This window comes from Spiroplasma litorale (assembly GCF_001267155.1).
Lineage (GTDB): Bacteria > Bacillota_I > Bacilli_A > Mycoplasmatales > Mycoplasmataceae > Spiroplasma_A > Spiroplasma_A litorale.
In genome coordinates this window covers 808,198-827,772 of sequence record NZ_CP012357.1, presented here as the reverse complement: position 1 = coordinate 827,772, position 19,575 = coordinate 808,198, and the positions used below count along the sequence as shown (strand labels likewise).

Annotated in this window: 15 protein-coding genes; 11 read left to right on the top strand and 4 right to left on the bottom strand. The window is 24.0% G+C overall.

Annotated elements, in window-relative coordinates; genetic code table 4:
• Positions 1-303 precede the first annotated feature (303 nt).
• Complete coding sequence (locus SLITO_RS03855) at positions 304-1,521, bottom strand: SGNH/GDSL hydrolase family protein (RefSeq protein WP_075058460.1); 1,218 nt, start codon at positions 1,519-1,521, stop codon at positions 304-306.
• A gap of 114 nt (positions 1,522-1,635) precedes the next feature.
• On the opposite strand from SLITO_RS03855, the gene SLITO_RS03850 reads away from it, so the two are divergent.
• Together SLITO_RS03850 and SLITO_RS03845 are read left to right on the top strand one after the other, a co-directional pair.
• The gene (locus SLITO_RS03850) at positions 1,636-2,223 is read left to right on the top strand and encodes a hypothetical protein (protein ID WP_075058459.1); all 588 of its coding nucleotides are present in this window, start codon (positions 1,636-1,638) and stop codon (positions 2,221-2,223) included.
• Positions 2,224-2,317: 94 nt separating this feature from the next.
• Positions 2,318-3,226: a lipoprotein gene (locus SLITO_RS03845; RefSeq protein WP_075058458.1), complete on the top strand. Its 909-nt coding sequence runs from the start codon at positions 2,318-2,320 to the stop codon at positions 3,224-3,226.
• Between the two features lie 33 nt (positions 3,227-3,259).
• On the opposite strand, the gene SLITO_RS06275 is transcribed toward SLITO_RS03845, so the two are convergent.
• The 3 genes from SLITO_RS06275 to SLITO_RS03830 are packed head-to-tail and all read right to left on the bottom strand — an operon-like array spanning position 3,260 to position 4,046.
• Complete coding sequence (locus SLITO_RS06275) at positions 3,260-3,406, bottom strand: pyrroline-5-carboxylate reductase dimerization domain-containing protein (RefSeq protein ID WP_407696204.1); 147 nt, start codon at positions 3,404-3,406, stop codon at positions 3,260-3,262.
• A gap of 11 nt (positions 3,407-3,417) precedes the next feature.
• On the bottom strand, positions 3,418-3,747 hold the full coding sequence (locus SLITO_RS03835; RefSeq protein WP_235443361.1) for a pyrroline-5-carboxylate reductase dimerization domain-containing protein: 330 nt from the start codon (positions 3,745-3,747) through the stop codon (positions 3,418-3,420).
• A 44-nt stretch (positions 3,748-3,791) separates the two neighbouring features.
• Positions 3,792-4,046 carry an NAD(P)-binding domain-containing protein gene (locus SLITO_RS03830; protein ID WP_075058455.1) on the bottom strand — a complete coding sequence of 85 codons (255 nt, stop codon included), beginning with the start codon at positions 4,044-4,046 and terminating at the stop codon, positions 3,792-3,794.
• A gap of 148 nt (positions 4,047-4,194) precedes the next feature.
• Between SLITO_RS03830 and SLITO_RS03825 the strand changes: the two genes are divergently transcribed.
• The 9 genes from SLITO_RS03825 to SLITO_RS03785 all read left to right on the top strand — a co-directional run bounded on the left by SLITO_RS03825 (position 4,195) and on the right by SLITO_RS03785 (position 19,436).
• Complete coding sequence (locus SLITO_RS03825; protein WP_075058454.1) at positions 4,195-6,741, top strand: endo-beta-N-acetylglucosaminidase; 2,547 nt, start codon at positions 4,195-4,197, stop codon at positions 6,739-6,741.
• Between the two features lie 167 nt (positions 6,742-6,908).
• Positions 6,909-7,322, top strand: a complete 414-nt coding sequence (locus SLITO_RS03820) for a hypothetical protein (protein ID WP_075058453.1) — start codon at positions 6,909-6,911, stop codon at positions 7,320-7,322.
• 118 nt (positions 7,323-7,440) lie between these two features.
• The gene (locus SLITO_RS03815) at positions 7,441-7,674 is read left to right on the top strand and encodes a transposase (protein ID WP_075058452.1); all 234 of its coding nucleotides are present in this window, start codon (positions 7,441-7,443) and stop codon (positions 7,672-7,674) included.
• A gap of 117 nt (positions 7,675-7,791) precedes the next feature.
• On the top strand, positions 7,792-8,574 hold the full coding sequence (locus SLITO_RS03810) for a DDE-type integrase/transposase/recombinase (RefSeq protein WP_075058451.1): 783 nt from the start codon (positions 7,792-7,794) through the stop codon (positions 8,572-8,574).
• Positions 8,575-8,708: 134 nt separating this feature from the next.
• The gene (locus SLITO_RS03805) at positions 8,709-13,025 is read left to right on the top strand and encodes an ABC transporter permease (RefSeq protein ID WP_075058450.1); all 4,317 of its coding nucleotides are present in this window, start codon (positions 8,709-8,711) and stop codon (positions 13,023-13,025) included.
• A 159-nt stretch (positions 13,026-13,184) separates the two neighbouring features.
• The gene (locus SLITO_RS03800; protein WP_075058449.1) at positions 13,185-15,575 is read left to right on the top strand and encodes a hypothetical protein; all 2,391 of its coding nucleotides are present in this window, start codon (positions 13,185-13,187) and stop codon (positions 15,573-15,575) included.
• A gap of 120 nt (positions 15,576-15,695) precedes the next feature.
• Positions 15,696-16,127 carry a hypothetical protein gene (locus SLITO_RS03795; RefSeq protein WP_075058448.1) on the top strand — a complete coding sequence of 144 codons (432 nt, stop codon included), beginning with the start codon at positions 15,696-15,698 and terminating at the stop codon, positions 16,125-16,127.
• A 108-nt stretch (positions 16,128-16,235) separates the two neighbouring features.
• Positions 16,236-16,679: a hypothetical protein gene (locus SLITO_RS03790; RefSeq protein ID WP_075058447.1), complete on the top strand. Its 444-nt coding sequence runs from the start codon at positions 16,236-16,238 to the stop codon at positions 16,677-16,679.
• Between the two features lie 381 nt (positions 16,680-17,060).
• The gene (locus SLITO_RS03785; RefSeq protein ID WP_075058446.1) at positions 17,061-19,436 is read left to right on the top strand and encodes a hypothetical protein; all 2,376 of its coding nucleotides are present in this window, start codon (positions 17,061-17,063) and stop codon (positions 19,434-19,436) included.
• The last annotated feature ends 139 nt before the right edge of the window (positions 19,437-19,575 follow it).

Below are 19,575 nucleotides of genomic sequence, written 5' to 3'. Positions count from 1 at the left end.
ATAACTATATTGGGTACATTTAGTTTATCTTCATCTTTATCTATTGCATGTTCAAATAATAATTTGAAAGTTTTGATAATAGTATTATTTATTTAAATTAAAGTTATTTAAATATTTAAAAATAGATTAATAATATTTTTAGTTTTTATTTATATTTTTTACTATATGAGATTTTAATATTAATAGGGGATTTTTTAACTGATAATGATAGTAAAAATAAAATTAAAAATAAAAGATAATTTCTTTTCCTAATTTGTTGTATTAATTAATAAAAAAATGCATTAATTGAAATGCATTTTTTTATTAATTAATTTTATCAAGTGAAATCTCGACTTTATCTTTTCCAAAAAACCAGTCATCCACCATCATATTGTATATTTTTTTACCAATATATTGGTGAACATATCTTGTTGGGTGTACTTGGTCTATATAAAAGAAGGTATCGATATCTTTATCATTATTTGTTTTTATTGTAGTGTTTCTTTGCACTAATTTATTATCACCTTCATAAATTGTTGTATCATATCCATAGTTATTAATTGAATTTACATCTTTGTCAAAAGTATTTTTGAATAGGGTTTTATACTCGTTAATTAAGCCACCAAAATCTTTAAATAAATCAAATAATACTAAATTATCTTTATAAGTAAATTTTAGGTCTTCAATAACTTGTGAGGTTTTGTTATAAAAAGTTAAATCTAGTTTTTCATGGATATAATCTTTCATTGTGACAGCTAATTTAGATAATACAGTAACTTCACCATTTCTATCTAATTCCCCACCTTGTACAGTTGGAACTAATGTTATATCAGGTGAATTCATATACATAACTTTTGCACCAGTTTTTAAAACCAAACTTAAGGCTTTATCAATATTAATTGTTGCTTCATTAATGATCTCATTAAATTTATTTATTCCACCACCAGAAAAATAAGCTTCAATTCCAGCGAACATATCATTTCCGCCCATTTCCATAAATACAATATCATTACTTGATAGTTTGTGTTGACTTACAAGACTTTTAGCTTGTGAAACAATATCTACTTTCAAATCAACACCAGGTCTTCCAAAACCAGCCTCTCCAAATGAAAACTTGATATCACTTGAAGCTTTAGCACCACCAACTGCATAATTTCTACCATCTTTAACAATTGCATCAATCATTAATTCACCTGCTGGTTTCATCATCCCTTCAAAACCTAGTAAATTATTTATTCATTCTACGGCAGTTTTACCGTTTGAATATGATGGATATTTATTTTCATATATTTTTGATTCAAAATTACCACTAAACTCATATTTATATTTACTTGTTGGGTCCTTTGAATAAATTAATGACTGAGCAAGATTTTTATATCCCCCAGCATCACTTAAACTGTCTCCAATTACATAAAAATTGTTTAAATTAAATTGAGTTTTACTTTCATCTGTTTTTTCACTATTTGTTCCACAAGCAACAACTGTTATTGCAACATTGGAACTCATTGAAAATGCCAGCATAAAACTTAACAATTTTTTCATTTAATGTCCTCCTAATTTATAAAATAATATCAAATTTTTTAAAATAAATAATATATCTAAAAATATTTTACAAACTTAAAAATATTATATAATTATTTAAATAGGGGGCTTAATTTGAAAAAGTTACTTTCTTTAATTGGTTCATTTGGATTTTCTATATTACCATTAACTAATATCTTTCCAATAATTTCATGTAGTATTCAAAATCCAATAGTAAAAGAACTTAGTTATGCTGATGGAAAATCAAATAAAGACGTTCTTAATTTTTTATTGAACCCCGAAATTAAGCTAGCAGATAGTTTTAAAGATAGTGTTTTAGAACTTCCTTTACAAATAACTGATGATAACAAACTTGCAAAAGACTATCTTAATATATATGATGAAAAAATTGTTGATGATAATATAACATATGAAATTCAAGGAATAGAAGGTAATCAAGTAATACTAGATTCAATCTTTGAGGGAAACTCCTTTCCAACTGAACTAATTGAAATTTTTCCTGAACTTGAAGATCTTAAATCAAACATTGATTTTTTTAAATATAGTGGTACTACACATTTATTATCTTTAAAAGGTTATAAAGGTAGTTCTAATTTTACATTATTCATTTATGAGGTAAATTTGAGTTTGAAAAAAAAAGGTTTGTATGAAACTAGAAAAACAACAAATAGAAAGTTATATAAAATAGATGTAGAAATATAAGTATAACTTATACTTATAAGTTTGTTATTTTTTTTAATTAAAAAAGGTATAATTGTTAGGTAGCTTTATGCTATACACAAACATGGAGGATTAAATGAAAAAACTTTTAGGAATATTAGCTGCAACAGGATTAGTTGCATCAACAGGATCAATTGTTGTTTCTTGTGGAAATGACAATAGTGAACAATCAAATAAAACTTCAATTAAAAAAATTGAAGATAAAGACTTGATAATTAATACAAAAGAAATTGTTTCAGTTGAGGTGAATAACCCAGTTAAAGATTCAACAATTAGTGTAAAGTCTGAAGATGAAACAGTTTTAAAATTAACAAACGTACCAACAAAAGATACTGACGGAACTGGTAAGTTTCAAATTGAAATTGAAGCATTAAAAATAGGTAAAAGCAAAGTTGAAATTAAATATGCAAGTTCAACCACTTCATTTACAGTAAATGTTGTTGAACAAAAACAAGAAGTTAAAGATTTAACTTTTAAATCAGGTAAATCAGCAACTGACTTAATTAATTATTTAAAAACTGAAAAAGAAGTTAATATTTACAATGAAATCAATGTTACAACAAGAGTTAAACCTGAAAATGGTAAAGCTCTTCAAATTTCAGAAGATAATAAATTAGCTACTAGTTATGAAGATACTAAAGATTTTAATGATGAAAAAAACAACGTAAAAATTCAAGGATTTGAAGGTAGTTTAATTCACCTATCTGAACCCGCACAAACAAACCAAGTTATAGAAGATAACACAAATGCATTTACAAAAAAATTTAATGAAATATTTAATGAAGTTTCAGAATTAAAAAATAATGCAGATCTTGATAAATTTACAGGAGAAAGTTTTGTGGCAACAATAAAAGGTGCAAACGGAGAATCGAAATTTAACTTAGCAATTTATAAATATTCTTTATCAGTTGAAAAAGAAGGAGATAAAAGTATTAAAACTTCAAAAAGCACTAAATTATTTAAATTAGAAGTTAAAATTGCTTAATAATATAAAAATGAAACAAACGTTTCATTTTTTTTACGCCTTATTTTTTGTTGATTTTAAACAATTAAATAATATTTTTGCAAATCCATTATCCTTTAGTACATTATGGCATGCTTCAGTTGGACCACCAGGAACTATAATTTCTTTTATTAGTTCTTCTAAATTATTTTTGTTTTGCAGCGCAATTGTAGTTAAGCTATAATTGTTTCTTTTATTAAATCATTTGAAATATTTTCATCATAATCATTTTCTAATGCAAAATCTTTAAAACCTTTAATAAATTCATAAATAAATGCAGGTGCAGATCCAGTTAAAGCAACAAAACTTGAAAACTTTTCTTCATAAATTTCATATATATACCCAAAACATCTTAGCAAGTTAAGTCCTATTTTTATAAGTTCATTATTAAAACCATAAATTGAATATGCAGTAGTTGATTTATAAATTTTTGCATTCATATTAGGCATTATTCTAATAATGTTTATATTTTCGTCAAAATGTTTTTTAACTTTATCAATCAAATATGCATTAAGCATTGAAAATATTAATTTATTACTCTTATCATTTACTGAAAAGTTTTTAAAAAAATCTTCTGCATCATTTGGTCTAAAGCCAAAATAAAAATATTAAAATCATTTATATTTGATTCATTTATATTTTTTAAACAATTACAACCATAATTTTTTGCAAGATTTATTGATTTTGATTCATTTCTATTAATTATTGTTATTTTATATTCTGTTTTACTTAAATTTTGAGTCATTGCCTTTAATATTTGTTCACCCATGTGACCAGTTCCTATAATAAGTACATTATTCATTTATTTTACCTCATAACATAATTTTATATTAAATTTTATAATACCCAGAATTTAATATATAAACTTTAAGATGTATTATTTATTTAAAATTACTTGACTTTTTATTTACTTCAAATAGAATTATTCTTGTACTAAAAAGGGGAATTAAATGAAAAAACTTATGTTATCGTTAAATGCAATGAATGTCGTTTTATCGGCATCAATAATTGCAGTTTCTTGTGCTAATGGAAATATTTCAAATAGCCAAGACAACAACAATATGAAACCAGAAACTTCTGATTATAACTGAAGTAAATCAGAACCATATTTTGAAGGATTTAGTACACTTGAAAAATATGATATACCAAATGTCGTAAACAAATCTATGAAACTTGATGTTAAAAATACAGAAAAGTATATGGATTATAAAAAATATCCAACAAGTTATCGAGTAAATATGGATATAGAGAAGCAAGCTCCTACAGGAGTTCCTCTAAATTCTCATTTTATGCCAAACGGTAATAAAAAAGGGGATATTATGACTGTTGACCCAAGTGAAGAAAATGACTATATTAATAGTTTATTAGACTGAGATTTATCAAATGATCTTGATGCTAAATACAATGTATCGAGAATAGAACTTCAAAAAAGCACAAAGGTTGCAAAAAAATGAGTTAATTCACAAAATAAAAATATTAAAGAATTAAATATTGCAAACATCATAGATGAAGTAACTGCAAATCATAGTACAATTGTAGGAAAAAACGCTTCATATAGTAGAGGTATAAATAATTACCAATACAACGATGTTACAGTTGCTTGAGCAGGTAATGCAGGACAAGGAATAATAGTTCCTCCAGCTGCTGAAATTGTTCAAAAGGCTCACTTAAATGGAACAAAAATACTTGGAAATATATTTTTAGATGGTTATCACGGTTTAAAAAAAGAAATGCTAGATAACTTTCTTGCAAAAGATAATGAAGGTAATTACTTGATTATTGATAAATTAATTCAATTATGCACAACTTACAAATTTGATGGTTGATTTTGAAATAATGAACCAAATGGGGGTTATGGTAATGGAAAAATTCTTGATTATAAAATAGTTATTGAAATGTTAAAACAATGAAATGATAAAGTTAAAAAATCAGATAATCAAGATATTAAAAAATTAATTATGTTTACATATAAAGATGCAGGTCATCTATCTGTTGATAAACAAACTGGAAAACCACAAAATCAAGAATCTTCTGAACTACATGATAATTCAGACTATTTCGTTCAAGATTTTGGAAATACAATTTATCAATCAAGAGACTATGTAAATAAAGATAAAGAAAAGTTAAAAAATATTTTTAACATTTACAATACCGGTGTTTGAACAAAAGAACATAAAAAATTTTATAACAAAGATAACATTGGTAGTTATGATGCAAAAAGACTAGCATATGCGTTTGACCCAAAAGTTAAAAAGTATGATAATTATGAAGATACTTATGAATTCAGTTATCCAGAAGAAAACGTTGGAGAAGATGCGATTAGTAATTCAATTGCAATGTTTTCTGCTCATAATCCTTATGAAAATGCAGTTATTGATTCGGGTAATCTCGAAGGCATAACAGAAATGGAAAGAGATATTTATAAACTAGTATATGCAAATTATTATGATGAAATGATGTACACTGGAAGAAATAAAGTGCTTTCAGATAATGACAAAGGAATTTTATCATATGATTATAATTTTAAACCAGATGAAAATGGTATAAGTTTTGGTTATGGGAACCTAGTTCAAGAAAATACAGTTTTAAATGATGAAAACGATGTATTTTTTACAAACTTTTCAACAGGTAATGGAAGCAAGTTTGCAAGTTTAGAAGCAAATAATGAAATATCTATTTTAGATAACTACCCATGATCTAATGCAAATATTGGTGATGTTCAACCAACATATAAATGAAAAATTATAAATGAAAAAACTAATAATCATATGAAAAAAGAAGAAGTTACAGGTTTTTATGATTATTACAACCCTTATTTAAAAGGAAATTCAATCAGTTTAGGAAGTGGTTTTAACAAAAAAGGTGAAATCAAAGATTTTAACTTAGATAAAGGTACTGATTATGATTGATGAATAATGGGAACAAATTATTCAAAAAATAAAAATAAAAAAGTAGAATTCATGGTTAAAACAACTGGTAATGTTGAAGCAACCAACAATTCTTTAAAAATAATTTATGACACTGATAAACCAGGAGAAAACCCAATTGAAGCATCAAATATAAAATTATCACCTGCTCAAAATGGTTGAACAAAAGTTAGTGCAGAAATTAATAGTGAAGCTACTATTTCGAAAATTGGAATAAAGTTTAAAGGTGGAACTGGAACTATTAAAGTGGGTCAATTAGAAGTTTCTAATGCCAACAAAGATATTAAACAGATAAACAGTGACTTAATGTCTATAAGTTCTGAATTACATATTAAACGAGATAGTGGAATAAATAACTATAGATTAAATTTCAACAATTTCTTAAAAGAAGATGATTTATATACTTATTATGAAGTTTTTGCTGAAAAAGAAGGCAAAATTGTAAAATTAGCCGAAAGCAATAAAAATGATTATTACGTAAAAAATATAAATTGAGAAACAAATAATTTCTATTTAAAAGTAGTAAATAACTTAACAAAAAAAGTTGAATGAACAAAAATTGAACTTTAATATTTAATTTAATGAACCAACAAACATTAAAATAAACCAACAAACATTAAAATAAACCAACAAAGATTAAAAAATTAACCAATAAACAAAAAAGACCTATTATTCAATTTTAGGTCTTTTTCTATTCTAATTACTATTAATGATATAATAAATAGAAAGGTGATTTAATGAAATATGATAACTTATTTAAAGCTGGAGCAACTGTATCGATTGTTTTAGGATCTATTGGATTAAGTTATGCTCTTTTCTTATCTATTTACACAAGTTTAACTTTTAATGACCATTCAAATTGATCAAAAAACGATTTATATTTTTATCAATTTATTAAAGTGATAAATGGATTAAAGATTTTCTTTTCAATTATTTCAATTATATTTTTAATTCCAACTATAATTCTTTCTTCTTTACTATTGAAAGGTAAATATAACAATTATAAACTTGTTGCAATTTTTTCAATTATTTTTGCTGGGGTAATTGGTGGTGTTTTAATGTTATGTGGTAAATATCAAAAAGATGATAAAAATATAATTAAAGATAAAACGATCATTTCTAATAATAGTATTGATGATAAAAATATATAATTTTTTTAAATAGTTTATAGTTATAAAATTTTTTTAATTTGTAGTGTAACCTTTTTCCAGACATAATTTAAAATTAATCTAAATAAGATTATAAAATTATAAGGAAAGAGGTTTTTTTATGAAAAGATACACTAAGGAAGAAAAAATAAAAATATGTAAATTATTTTTAGAGAGCAATTCTAAATATGAAGATTTTTCAAAATGCTATAAACTATCATCGATTAGTTTAAGAAATTGAGTTAAAAACTATAATTTATTCGGAGACGGAGCTTTTGATAATTCAAAAACACATTTAGAAGAAAAACTTAGAAGCTTACAAAAAGAAAATAAAAAGCTAAAAAAAACAACTTAAAGATCAAGAATTAAGAGATGAAATGTATTCAGATTTAAGAAGGTTAATAAATAAAAAAAAGTAAATAAGTGGCAGCTTTGCATATACAAATGCATTGTTGTACACAATAAAAAAATTATGGATAATGAAATAACAATAAGAAAACTTTGCAAAATAAGAAAACTAGGTAAATCAACATATTATGATTGAATTAAAGATAAAAAACCAAAGTTTAGACATATAGATTATGAATTACTATCAAATATTGAGAAAAGTTTTATCGATTCTGGGAAAACATATGGTTCAAGTAGATTAGCAATTGATTTAAACAATATATGCTCTCATAAAAAAGTAAGAAGATATATGTTTTTTTCAAATTTTAAAGTAAATAATTACAAAAACCCAAAGAAAACAACAAATCACATAGAAAAAGTTGGTAAATATGAGAGATTAATAAAAACAAACGCAGATTTGAAAAAATTTGGCGATGTTTTTAGTGTTGACATAACAGAAAAAGTTATTAATAAATCAAGACTTTACACTTGTGGTTTTTATAATATTAAGCAGAAAAAAATTTATGGATTAATTACAAAGACATCAAAAGGTATATCACTTGTTGTTGAATCATTTTTAAAAATGGTTGATGAGTTTGGAGTTTTTAAACCAAATAGCGTTATTCACTCTGATAATGGTTCAGAGTTTAAATCCTATATATATAAATTAATGTTGATAAATTTTGACTTAAATATAAGCATGTCTAGAGTTGGTAAATCAACTGATAACGGTTATATAGAGGGTTTTTGAAGTGTATTAAAAAGAGAAGCTATAATAGAGAACAAAAAATATACATCGATTGAAGAATATATATACATTTTTAATTTATACTCAAAATTTTATAATGAAAGGAGAATAAAGTTATAAAATAAATGTGCCCGGAAAAAAGGTTACAGCACAAAAAAATTTTAATTTTAATTTTTAAAGATTTAAAAATTAAATAAAATACATTAGATGTTATAATAATTTTTGAAGTTATATTTGAAAGAAGTTGTCGGGAAATGTTACTTTTTAAAAATGGTTTAAGAAAACTCTTAAAAGACTACACACAATTTACTATTTATATAGTATTGATTTTTGTGTCAGTTATTTTTACTTCAACATTTGGTATTGTTGCAAGTAATTTAATATCTTCAAACGACAATATATCAAAAAATTTTAAAGGTTTTGATTACTCATATAGATTCAATTCTAGTGGATATAAATCGAACGACACACAAACTTTTAGTCCTTGATTTGCATTTAATACTGAATTAGTTAAAAACAATTCTAAAATTTCTGAAGAAAATATGCCAACATTAAATTTTGGTAACGATAAAGCTTTACAAGAATATTATTTTAATCCATACTGTGAAAATTCTTTTAGTGAAGATTGTTATGATTCGTCAGTCTACTCAAAAGATGGAAAGAAAAATATTAATTTTCATTTTGGTGATGTAGAAGGAATAGACCCACCAAGAAATTCACATTATTACCCATCAGATGAAAAAGCAGTACTTAAAATGACAAATGCTGATAAATTTAATATTGTTAAAAGGGCAAAATTTGGTGATTTATATAAATTTAATCTCGATTCAACATTTTTTAAAGAATCTTTAATTGGTAAGTTATATGCAAAGTTCAATAATTTTGATTACGAATTTAATAACTTATCAAAAGAAGCAAAAAAATCTGCTTTAGATATTTTTGATTTTATGTTCTATTTAAACAATTCTTTTGTAACTTATTCAATAAAAAAAGAAATACTTGATATATACAATACGCAAGACAAAATTGAAGAAAAAATTGAAAAAATAAATAGTCATGTAAATCAAGGTTTTAACAAAAAAGGTGAAAAGAATGATGTATACTATACAAATTCTAATTTACAAAAGTTTACAAAAGAAGAAAAAGCTTTATACAATAAATATGCTTCAGTTTATATAAGAAATTATGAATCTGAAGAGTTTTTTAAAACTTTAGAACATCAAGAAGGATATATTATAAATAGTAAACACTTAACTTCAAGAAATTGATTTGATTCATTTATGGAAGTATTAGGTGATCTAACCAATTTTGATACAACAATTACAAATGAAGTTGTTATGTGAGGATTGGATGGAGAAAAATATAGATATATTTCTAGTTTTTATAATACTAAAATTGATAATAAATATAAAGTGGAATTCTATAATTCTGAACTTAATACTATTTATGAAAAAATTGATGGAGATGATGTATTTACAGAGAACTCATATCTAACTTCTCTAGGGCACTATAGAAATAGCACTTTAAGTTTGGGTAAAAGTTATAATATTTTTCCTGGCGACATTAAAGATGAGCAAAAATATCGACTAGATGGAATAATGACAAACGCTTTAAATCTTTATCCTACAATTTATGAAGAAGATTTAATGGTTAATCAAGAAAATAGTGCAATATTTTATATTTCAACTAGCTTATATGGTAGAAGGTTTAGAACTAATTCAAATGATCAAAATTATATTGATCCTTCTAAATATCAAGATGTATCAAGAGTATATTTAAAATATCATGATGAAGAAAAAACAAATGTATCTGAAGATGTTGATACATATAAATTATATTTAGCAGATAACATACTTAATTTGGGTAAAATTGTAGAACAAATAAAAAATCCTGAAAATGAATTAAAAACAAGTCTTTCCAGAGCAAATATTCAAAGCTTTGATGAATTAACTACTTTAAAACTTAGATCTTCATTATTTAATAAAATTGTAAAAATCTTTTATTGAATAGCAATTGTGTTTAGTTTCTTGTTTGTAATATCTCTTTGTTTTGTAATACAAAGACTATTTAAAAAAGTAATGGATTCACAAAGATCTCAAATAGGAAATTTAAAATCACTTGGTTATTCAAATATGAAAATAGTTTTTAATTATATTGCATATATGTGTATACCTGTTTTCTTAATTGTTCCAGTCGGTTGAGGGGTAAGTTTATTTGTTCAAAAAATATTGAATGTCATTTTTGCAACATATTTTGAAATACCTGAAACATTCTCGGTAAACTGGATAGCATTACTTGCTGAATTTGGATTTTTCCTTTGTTTAATAAGTATAATGGTATTTTTAGTGAGTTACTTTAAAATAAGACAATCACCATTAAAACTTTTAGAACCACCAAATAATGCAAAACCAAGATTATTTTTAACTAAAATCTTTTCAAAATTTAAATTTATCTCATTTAAATCAAAACTTAGAAATATAATATTTGCATCTTCTTTTAAAGATTTGATATCGTTTTTCTTTGTTATGTTCTTATCAACAATTGTTTTATCTATTTCTACAATTACTCCAAATATATTGAAAGAAATGTCAACAGAATACTATAAAAATATGAATTATAATAACGAGTACGGATTCTCTGAAAATGTATCAAATAACCCATTTTCAAGATATGCTTTCTATAATTCTAATTATAAAATCGCATCTGTTAATAATGATGCTTCAATATTCAATATTCAAATCCAAGACAAAAAAACTAATAAATATCATTCGCTTATAGATCCTGGTGAAGTTAGTTATTGAAAATCAAATAGTAATTTATTTGCAGAATATATACAAGATGCATTTCTTTATAATTTAGCTACTTTTAAAGGTACTTTAGTTTCGCCAGCTGTTTTAGAAAATGTAATTGATTTATCTAAGCAAATTGATGCAACAACACACAATGTAGTATCACAATTTACAAATACTTTTGCATGTAGAATATTACCTCAATTATTTAATCAGCAAGAAATAACTGATGAAAAGGATTTTAATAATTGTATTAAATCAATATCTGGTAATATTCTACCTTCTTCAATAAAAGAGCGATGAGATAGAAATGAAGATAATTATAAAAATTTTAGTTTTAATTTCTCAAAAATACCATTTAATAAAGAAAAAGATAGTTTATATACAAAAGTTAATGTCCAATTGAATAAAAAAGATGGCATTGATGCAATTGGTTATGGAATAGATTTGAATAATAAATCAAATTTAAATTTGAAAAATAAAGATATAATTAAATACTCAGAAAATCAAAAAGATATTCCTATAATAATTAATAGAAAATTACAGCTACAAGGTTATAGTGTCGGGTCTTACTTAAATTCAAAACTTAGTCATGATTATTTAACTATAATTGATAATAATAAAAGTCCATTGATTGTTGATAAAGATTGATGATCTTTAGAAAACTCGAATAGTAGTATATGGGATGTAAATCTTTCAAAATTAACTTATTGAAAAGAAACTAATAATCTATCAAACTTTTATTATGAAGAAGATGGCGATAGAAAAGAATTTGTAAACCCTAAAAATATTTTGTTAAAACTTCCTAAATCTCAAGTTAACAATGAAGAAGTATCTAAAATAAATGAAGAATACACAAAGTATTCAAACAAAAAAATCAAAGAAGATAGTAGTTATTATTACATTAATCCATTTGACATATATATTTATGAAGATGATGGCGTTACAACAATGCCGTTGTTTAATCAATTAGTTCAAACAGGTTTAACAAACAGTTGATTAAATATTGCTTTAAAAAATTCAGTAATTACTAATACAACTTTCTATGATGATATAAAAAACTTAAAAATAGTTGGTGTTGATGATTTTTATGATGGATATAAATTTTATTTCGATCAACTTAATGCTAACAAATTGCTTGGTTATAATAACTTTGATTCTGTTTTAAATATTGATGGTCAAACTAAAATAAACATTTGATCTAATGCAAAGATAAGTACAAATGAAACTAATTCAGACCAATTAGAAAAAATAATATTAAATCCTGATTCAGGAAATAATACAATGGCTGGATTTATTGATTATATGAAGCAAGCTATAAATCAAAGTGATTCAATTAATACAAAAAAAGATGCAATAAATAAATTATTGTCATCTGTAATATCGATTGCGACTATTTTTATATCTATTTCGATGATTGCTGCAACTATTGTAATTTTCTTGATTACAGATATATTTATTGGTAGATACAAAACATTTATGGCAAATATGCGAATATTTGGTTATTCAATGAGAGAAATAAATTCTATTATAATATGGATATTCTTACCAATTGCATTTATTGCATCATTGCTTGCAATTGGAGCTGTTATTCTGCTTATTTATTTAATTATTCCAGAAATATTAGTTAGTGTTAATATAGCTGTTCCAATGATATTTAATTATGTTTTAATACCTGGGGTGTTCTTATTATCATTAACAATGTTCTTAATCTCATATATTTCAATAATATTTGGTGTTTCAAAAATAAGACTTGCCAGTTTAATTGGAAATGAGTCATAATAATTTTAAAATCTCTTTTAACTTAAAGAGATTTTTTTAATACTAACTAATCTAATAATTTCTAAAAAATTTTATTATTTATAAAATAATTTTCGATTTGAAAAATGTATAATAGATTTGTTAGTAAAAAAAATTTTACTAATTTTATAAGGGGAAATTATGAAAAAATTAATTAATTTGTTAGGGAGTTTATTGCTAGCAAGTACTCCATTAGCATATGTAGTTTCATGTGGTAATGGTAGCAAAAAGGACACTGATGATAATAACAATAATGGAGGTAATAATGGAAGTAATCCGTCATCTCCACTAACACCAACTCAACAAGATATGATAGATGGGGCAAGTATGCTATCTAAATTAATTATTGGTGGTAGACATGAGAACTTAAATTATAATGTTAACGAAATACTTTCACTATTTTTATCACCAGAACCTTTGTCATTAAAATTACCAATGACATATAAATATAACAACGAAAATATTAATTTATCTACGGATTTAAATAAATATAAAAATTATTTAGCACCAAACATTGAAAAAATGAACAATGGTAAAAATGCAACAATGGCTGCAAGTTATGTTATGGGAATGTATGAAAATGATTTTTATAAAAATATTATAAATGGTGATGCATCTAACGAAAATTCTATGTCATACTATTTTAATGACACTTTTTCTAAAGAAGGTAATCAAGGTTTCAATAAACCGGGTAGTGATAATGCAATGGGATTTGCAGCTGGATTAGGAAACAATATCGATCTATCAAATGTTGAAAGTAGAAAGAACTTATCTTGAGCAATCCAAGATACTGGAGCATTATCAAACTATTTATTAGCAAATGGTTTTGATGGAGCTAATCCAAGTGATACAAATGGTCAATCAGGAGAGGTATCAAAACCAAGTGCTTCAACAGGTGGAACAAATGGATCAGGTTATTTATACTATAACTCATTATTATTAATGCAAAAAGCAAAAAAAAGTGCATATTATCCAGGATTTGATATTAAAAATAAAATGAAAGATGTTGACTACATGTCATATACAGATAGACCTGATGAAGTAATCACAAGAAAATATTCTTCTTCAATTTACACAAGTAATAAAGAAAAAATGAAAGAATTTAACTCAACTGGTGGTATGATTCTTAGAACATCTGGAGATAATAAAGCTAATGCTTATATCTCATCAATTGCTTCAATGTTTGATAACTTCTCAGAAACATCAAATGGAGCTTCATTATTATCAGAATTCAGTAATATTTTATTACCAATAATTCATACTAAAAAACAACCAGGATTATTCGAAACTTATCCATTGACTCAAGGACTTGGTTTCTCATTAATTACAAAAATATGAGAAGGATTAGAATCTTTAAAAAAAGATGAAGATGTATTTACTAAACACAGTACAATTTTAACAAATGATATTAAAGAAAAAATCAATGGTTTAGATAAAGCAATTGTACCAATTAAAGGTAGTTCGTTTCCATATGTTAATGTTGAAGAATTAGGAATTGAATCTTTATATAAAAAACAAGAAAGAGATAAAAAAAACCCAGGAACAAATGCTAAAGATATTTTCGAAATTATCAACAGTATTTGTGAAAATGCTTCAAAACAAAATGATCAAGAAAGAAAATCATTTACAGAAGACTTGTTTACAAGCAGCAAAAGTGTTTTCAAAAAAGCTTATAGTATGTTAATAAAATATATGTCTGAAGAAGTTTGAAATAATGCTGTAAATTCAGATAATTACTCAGGTGGTTTAAACTTATTAAAATTAGGTTCAAATATTTATGAAATGTTTGCAAATGAAGATTATAGAAATATAACTGATGAATTAATGGAGAAATACAAAGATTATACAAATTTATCACAATTAACTACAAGTGAAAGATCTGAGTTCACAAAAAAACTTGGATATAGTAACTCAAAATATGAAGAAAATTCAATTTTATATAAATTATTTAAAGGATTTACAGATGAAAATGTTGTTGGTCAAAAACAATTTAGATCATTAATTGAAGGCTTTAGAAATTATCTATCAGAAGATATGCAACTTTCTCATGAAAATGTTTTCCAATATTTAGTAAACAAAAAATACTGAGATGTTTCAGATGTTAAAATTGATACAACTCATAATACACAAGTAAATGGAAAAATGGAATTTACATTATCATATACTGGTAAAGGAGATTCTACTTCTAGCGCTTCTAAACAAACTACTAAAGTTAATGTTCCAGATAAATTCAACCCATATCAAACAAAACTTGATTATCAAGAAGAACATATTTCACAAATTAAATCAAAATTAGATAATGAAAAAATAAAAAACTCAGGAAAAGTTCTTGGACAAAGTCAATTAAAATTAACTAATGATAATTTATTGAGTTATGATGGTTTAGGTAACTATCAAGACTACACTGATGTTAATAATAAATATAAAGTAGTCTGAGAAAATATTTCTGAAAATACAGAAAGTCCATATTGAGTAATAACAGGAATTAATTGTTATAACGAAAAAGGAGAAGAATTCTTTAATATATATTAATATTTATATAACTTATTTTATATTTAAAATACAGCAATAATAATTGTTGTATTTTTTATTTTAACTTTAAAAAATAGGTAATATTAATTATAATAATCATATAAAAATTAAGGAGAAAGTATGAAACTTAATTCAATTTCTAAAACAGGATGCATAGTTACAATTGTATTAACTTCATTTGCAGTATTTTTTTGTGTATCATATCTCTTTTATGGATTTATATATATGGATTATTTGGAAAGTCTAATAGATAAATATAAAAATGATAAATACAAGTTGATGGAATTAAATTCAAGTATTTCTTTTCAAAATTTAACTAATATATTCTTTTTAATTATTTTGATATTAAGTTTTCCCAATATAATTCTCTCATCGCTTGTTCTTTCTGACCACTTTAAAGTATTAAAATGAGCTGGTGTTGTGGCAATAATTAGTGGAGGACTAATTGGTGGTGTTTTAATTTTATGTGGAGGTCCAGTTAAAATAGTTCCAAAAGAAAAAAAAGATAATATTAGTCCTTTTACAAAAGGTAACTTTATACCTAAAAATTAATATTAAACTATATTTGCACAGTCTAGACTTATATTTCCAACCATAAAAATATATAATATATTTAGAATTTAATTATAAACATTGTATTTTTTATTAAGGTTGGTGTTTATGGAAAGTCTAAAAAAACAATGAACAAATTTAATAAAAAACTACATTACTAACAAATATGAAGATGTAGAATTTTTGTTTGAATCAAATTATAAAGAAATAGACTATTTTTACAATAAAAATAATTTAAAAACACACTTACATTCAGATTTAGTTATAAAAACTAAAACAAATTGATTTGTGTTTAAGTTTTATACAGATGACGATTACGAATATCGATTTTTAGAAAAAAACAATAACTTTTATAAAGTTAATAGAACAAATCGTTTGTGATCAAGGATTAAGGACAATTTAGTAAGAACATATAAAATTAATAAAATTCATTTAGATAACTTCAATCAACTTGATAATAAGTTTTTTATAATTGCTAGTTATATAGAATTTGATGAATTTAGTGATAGTATTTTCGGTTTAAAAATTGATGAAATTAGCAAAAAAATATAGTTATTTTAATACAACCACTTTTTCTAGACATAATTTAAAAATTAATCTAAATAAGATCATAAAATTATAAGCAAAGAGGTTTTTTGTGAAAAAAGGCACTAACTAAAGTACTTTATAAATATTTTTTTAGGATTCACTTATACACATAAAAAATATTAAGAAACTTCATAATTATGATTAATTATTTTAAGAACTTAAGTTAGAAACTAAACAAATCTAAAATTAAAGGTTGAAAAAAATAGTTATAAAATAAAACTCTTTAAAAATGAATATCATAAATTTTTTAAAAACATTTTTATAATTCTGAAATTTATTTTATAACTTTAAATTATATAATTAATCTATTAGTAAAACATTTTACTAATTTTATAAGGGGAAATTATGAAAAAATTAATTAATTTGTTAGGAAGTTTATTACTATCAAGTAGTCCATTATTATATGTTGTTTCTTGTGGAAATGAAAATAATAATACTAAAGAAGAAGGTGATTGGTCATCTTCATTAACACCAACTCAAAAAGATATGATTGAGGGTGCAAGTATGTTGTCTAAATTAATTATTGGTGGTAGACATGAAAACTTAAATTACAATGTTAACGAAATACTATCATTATTTTTATCACCTGAAGCCTTATCTTTAAAATTACCAATGACATATAAATATAATGATGAAAATATTAATATGTCTACAGATATAAATAAATATAAAAATTATTTAGCACCAAACATTGAAAAAATTAATACTGGTAAAAATGCAACAATGGCTGCAAGTTATGTTATGGGAATGTATAACAATGATTTTTACAAGAATATGATAAATGGTGACTCTGCTAATGAAAATTCAACATCATATTATTTTAATGACACATTTTCAAAAGATGGTAATCAAGGTTTTAATAAAACAAGTGGTGATAACGCAATGGGATTTGCAGCCGGATTAGGAAATAACATTGATTTGTCAAATATTGAAAGTAGAAAAAACCTATCTTGAGCAATCCAAGATACTGGGGCATTATCAAACTATTTATTAGCAAATGGTTTTGATGGAGCTAACCCAAGTGATACAAATGGTAAATCAAATGAAGTAAATAAACCAAGTCCTACAACTGGTGGAACAAATGGATCAGGATATCTATATTATAATTCTTTACTTTTAATGCAAAAAGCAAAGAAAAGTGCTTATTATGAAGGTTATGATATTGCAGAAAAAATGAAAAATTTAGACTATATGTCTTGAAGTAAAAGAAGTGATGATGATTTAGAAATAGTTAACGACAGTTCATCATCAATTTTTACTAATGATTCTAAAAAAAGAAAAGAATTTAATTCAACAGGTGGTCTTGTAATGAGAATTGCTGGGGATAATAAGGCCGATGCCTATATTTCATCTATTGCATCAATGTTTGATAACTTTTCAGAAACATCAAATGGAGCAACATTATTGACTGAATTTAGCAACATTTTATTACCAATGATTCATTCAAAAAAATCTTTTAATTTTTTTAATATGGACACATATCAATTAACACAAGCTTTAGGTTTTTCATTAATCACAAAAATTTGAGAAGGATTAGAATCCTTAAAAAAAGATGAAGACGTATTTAATAAACATAGTTCAATTTTAACAAATGATATTAAAGAAAAAATCAATGGTTTAGATAAAGCAATTGTACCTATTAAAGATGGTATAATTCCATCTGTTAATGTTGAAGAATTGGGAATTGAAGCTTTATATAAAAAACAAGAAAGAGATATAAAAAACCCAGGAACAAATGCTAAAGACATATTCAATATAATAAATAGTATATTAGAAAACGTTTCAAATCAAAGCAATGAAGAAAAAAAATCATTTACAGAAGATTTATTTGTTAATGATAAAAGTGTATTTAAAAGCACTTATAGTTTATTAATTAAATATATGTCAGAGGATGTTTGAAATGATGTTGTTACTTCTGATAATTATTCAGGGGGTTTAAACTTATTAAAATTAGGTTCAAATATTTATGAAATGTTTGCAAATGAAGATTATAGAAATATATCTGATGAATTAATAAAAAAATATGAAAACTATAATAATATAGCTGATTTAAGTATATCTGAAAGATCAGAAATTACTTCAAAATTAGGATATAACAATTCAAAATTTGAAGAAAATTCAATTTTATATAAACTATTTAAAGGATTTACAGATTCTAATGTAAAAGGTCAAAAAGAATTTAGATCATTAGTTGAAGGGTTTAGAAATTATTTATCAGATTCTATGAAAACACCACATGAAAATATATTCCAATATTTAACTGAAAACAAATATTGAAATATTTCAAATGTTAATATAGATACAAACCATAACACGCAAGTAAATGGAAAAATGGAATTTACATTATCATATACTGGTAAAGGAGATTCTACTTCTAGCGCTTCTAAACAAACTACTAAAGTTAATGTTCCAGATAAATTCAATCCATATCAAACAAAGATTGAGTACCAAAAAAAACATATTTCAGAATTTGAATCAAAACTAGATAATGAAAAAATTGATAATTCAGGAAAAGTTCTTGGACAAAGTCAACTAAAATTAAGTGATGATGATTTAATGAGTTATGATGGTTTAGGTAACTATCAAGACTATACTGATGTTAAAAATAAATATAAAGTAGTTTGAGAAAATATTTCTGAAAATACAGAAAGTCCATATTGAGTAATAACAGGAATTAATTGTTATAATGAAAATGGAGATGAATTCTTTAACATATATTAATATTTAATTAAAATTACACAATAATTTAAAATACAACAATAATAACTGTTGTATTTTTTAATTACGTTTAAAATATAAGTGATAATATATGAAATATTTTAAACAAACAATTTAATATATACAATTAAACTAATTTTTT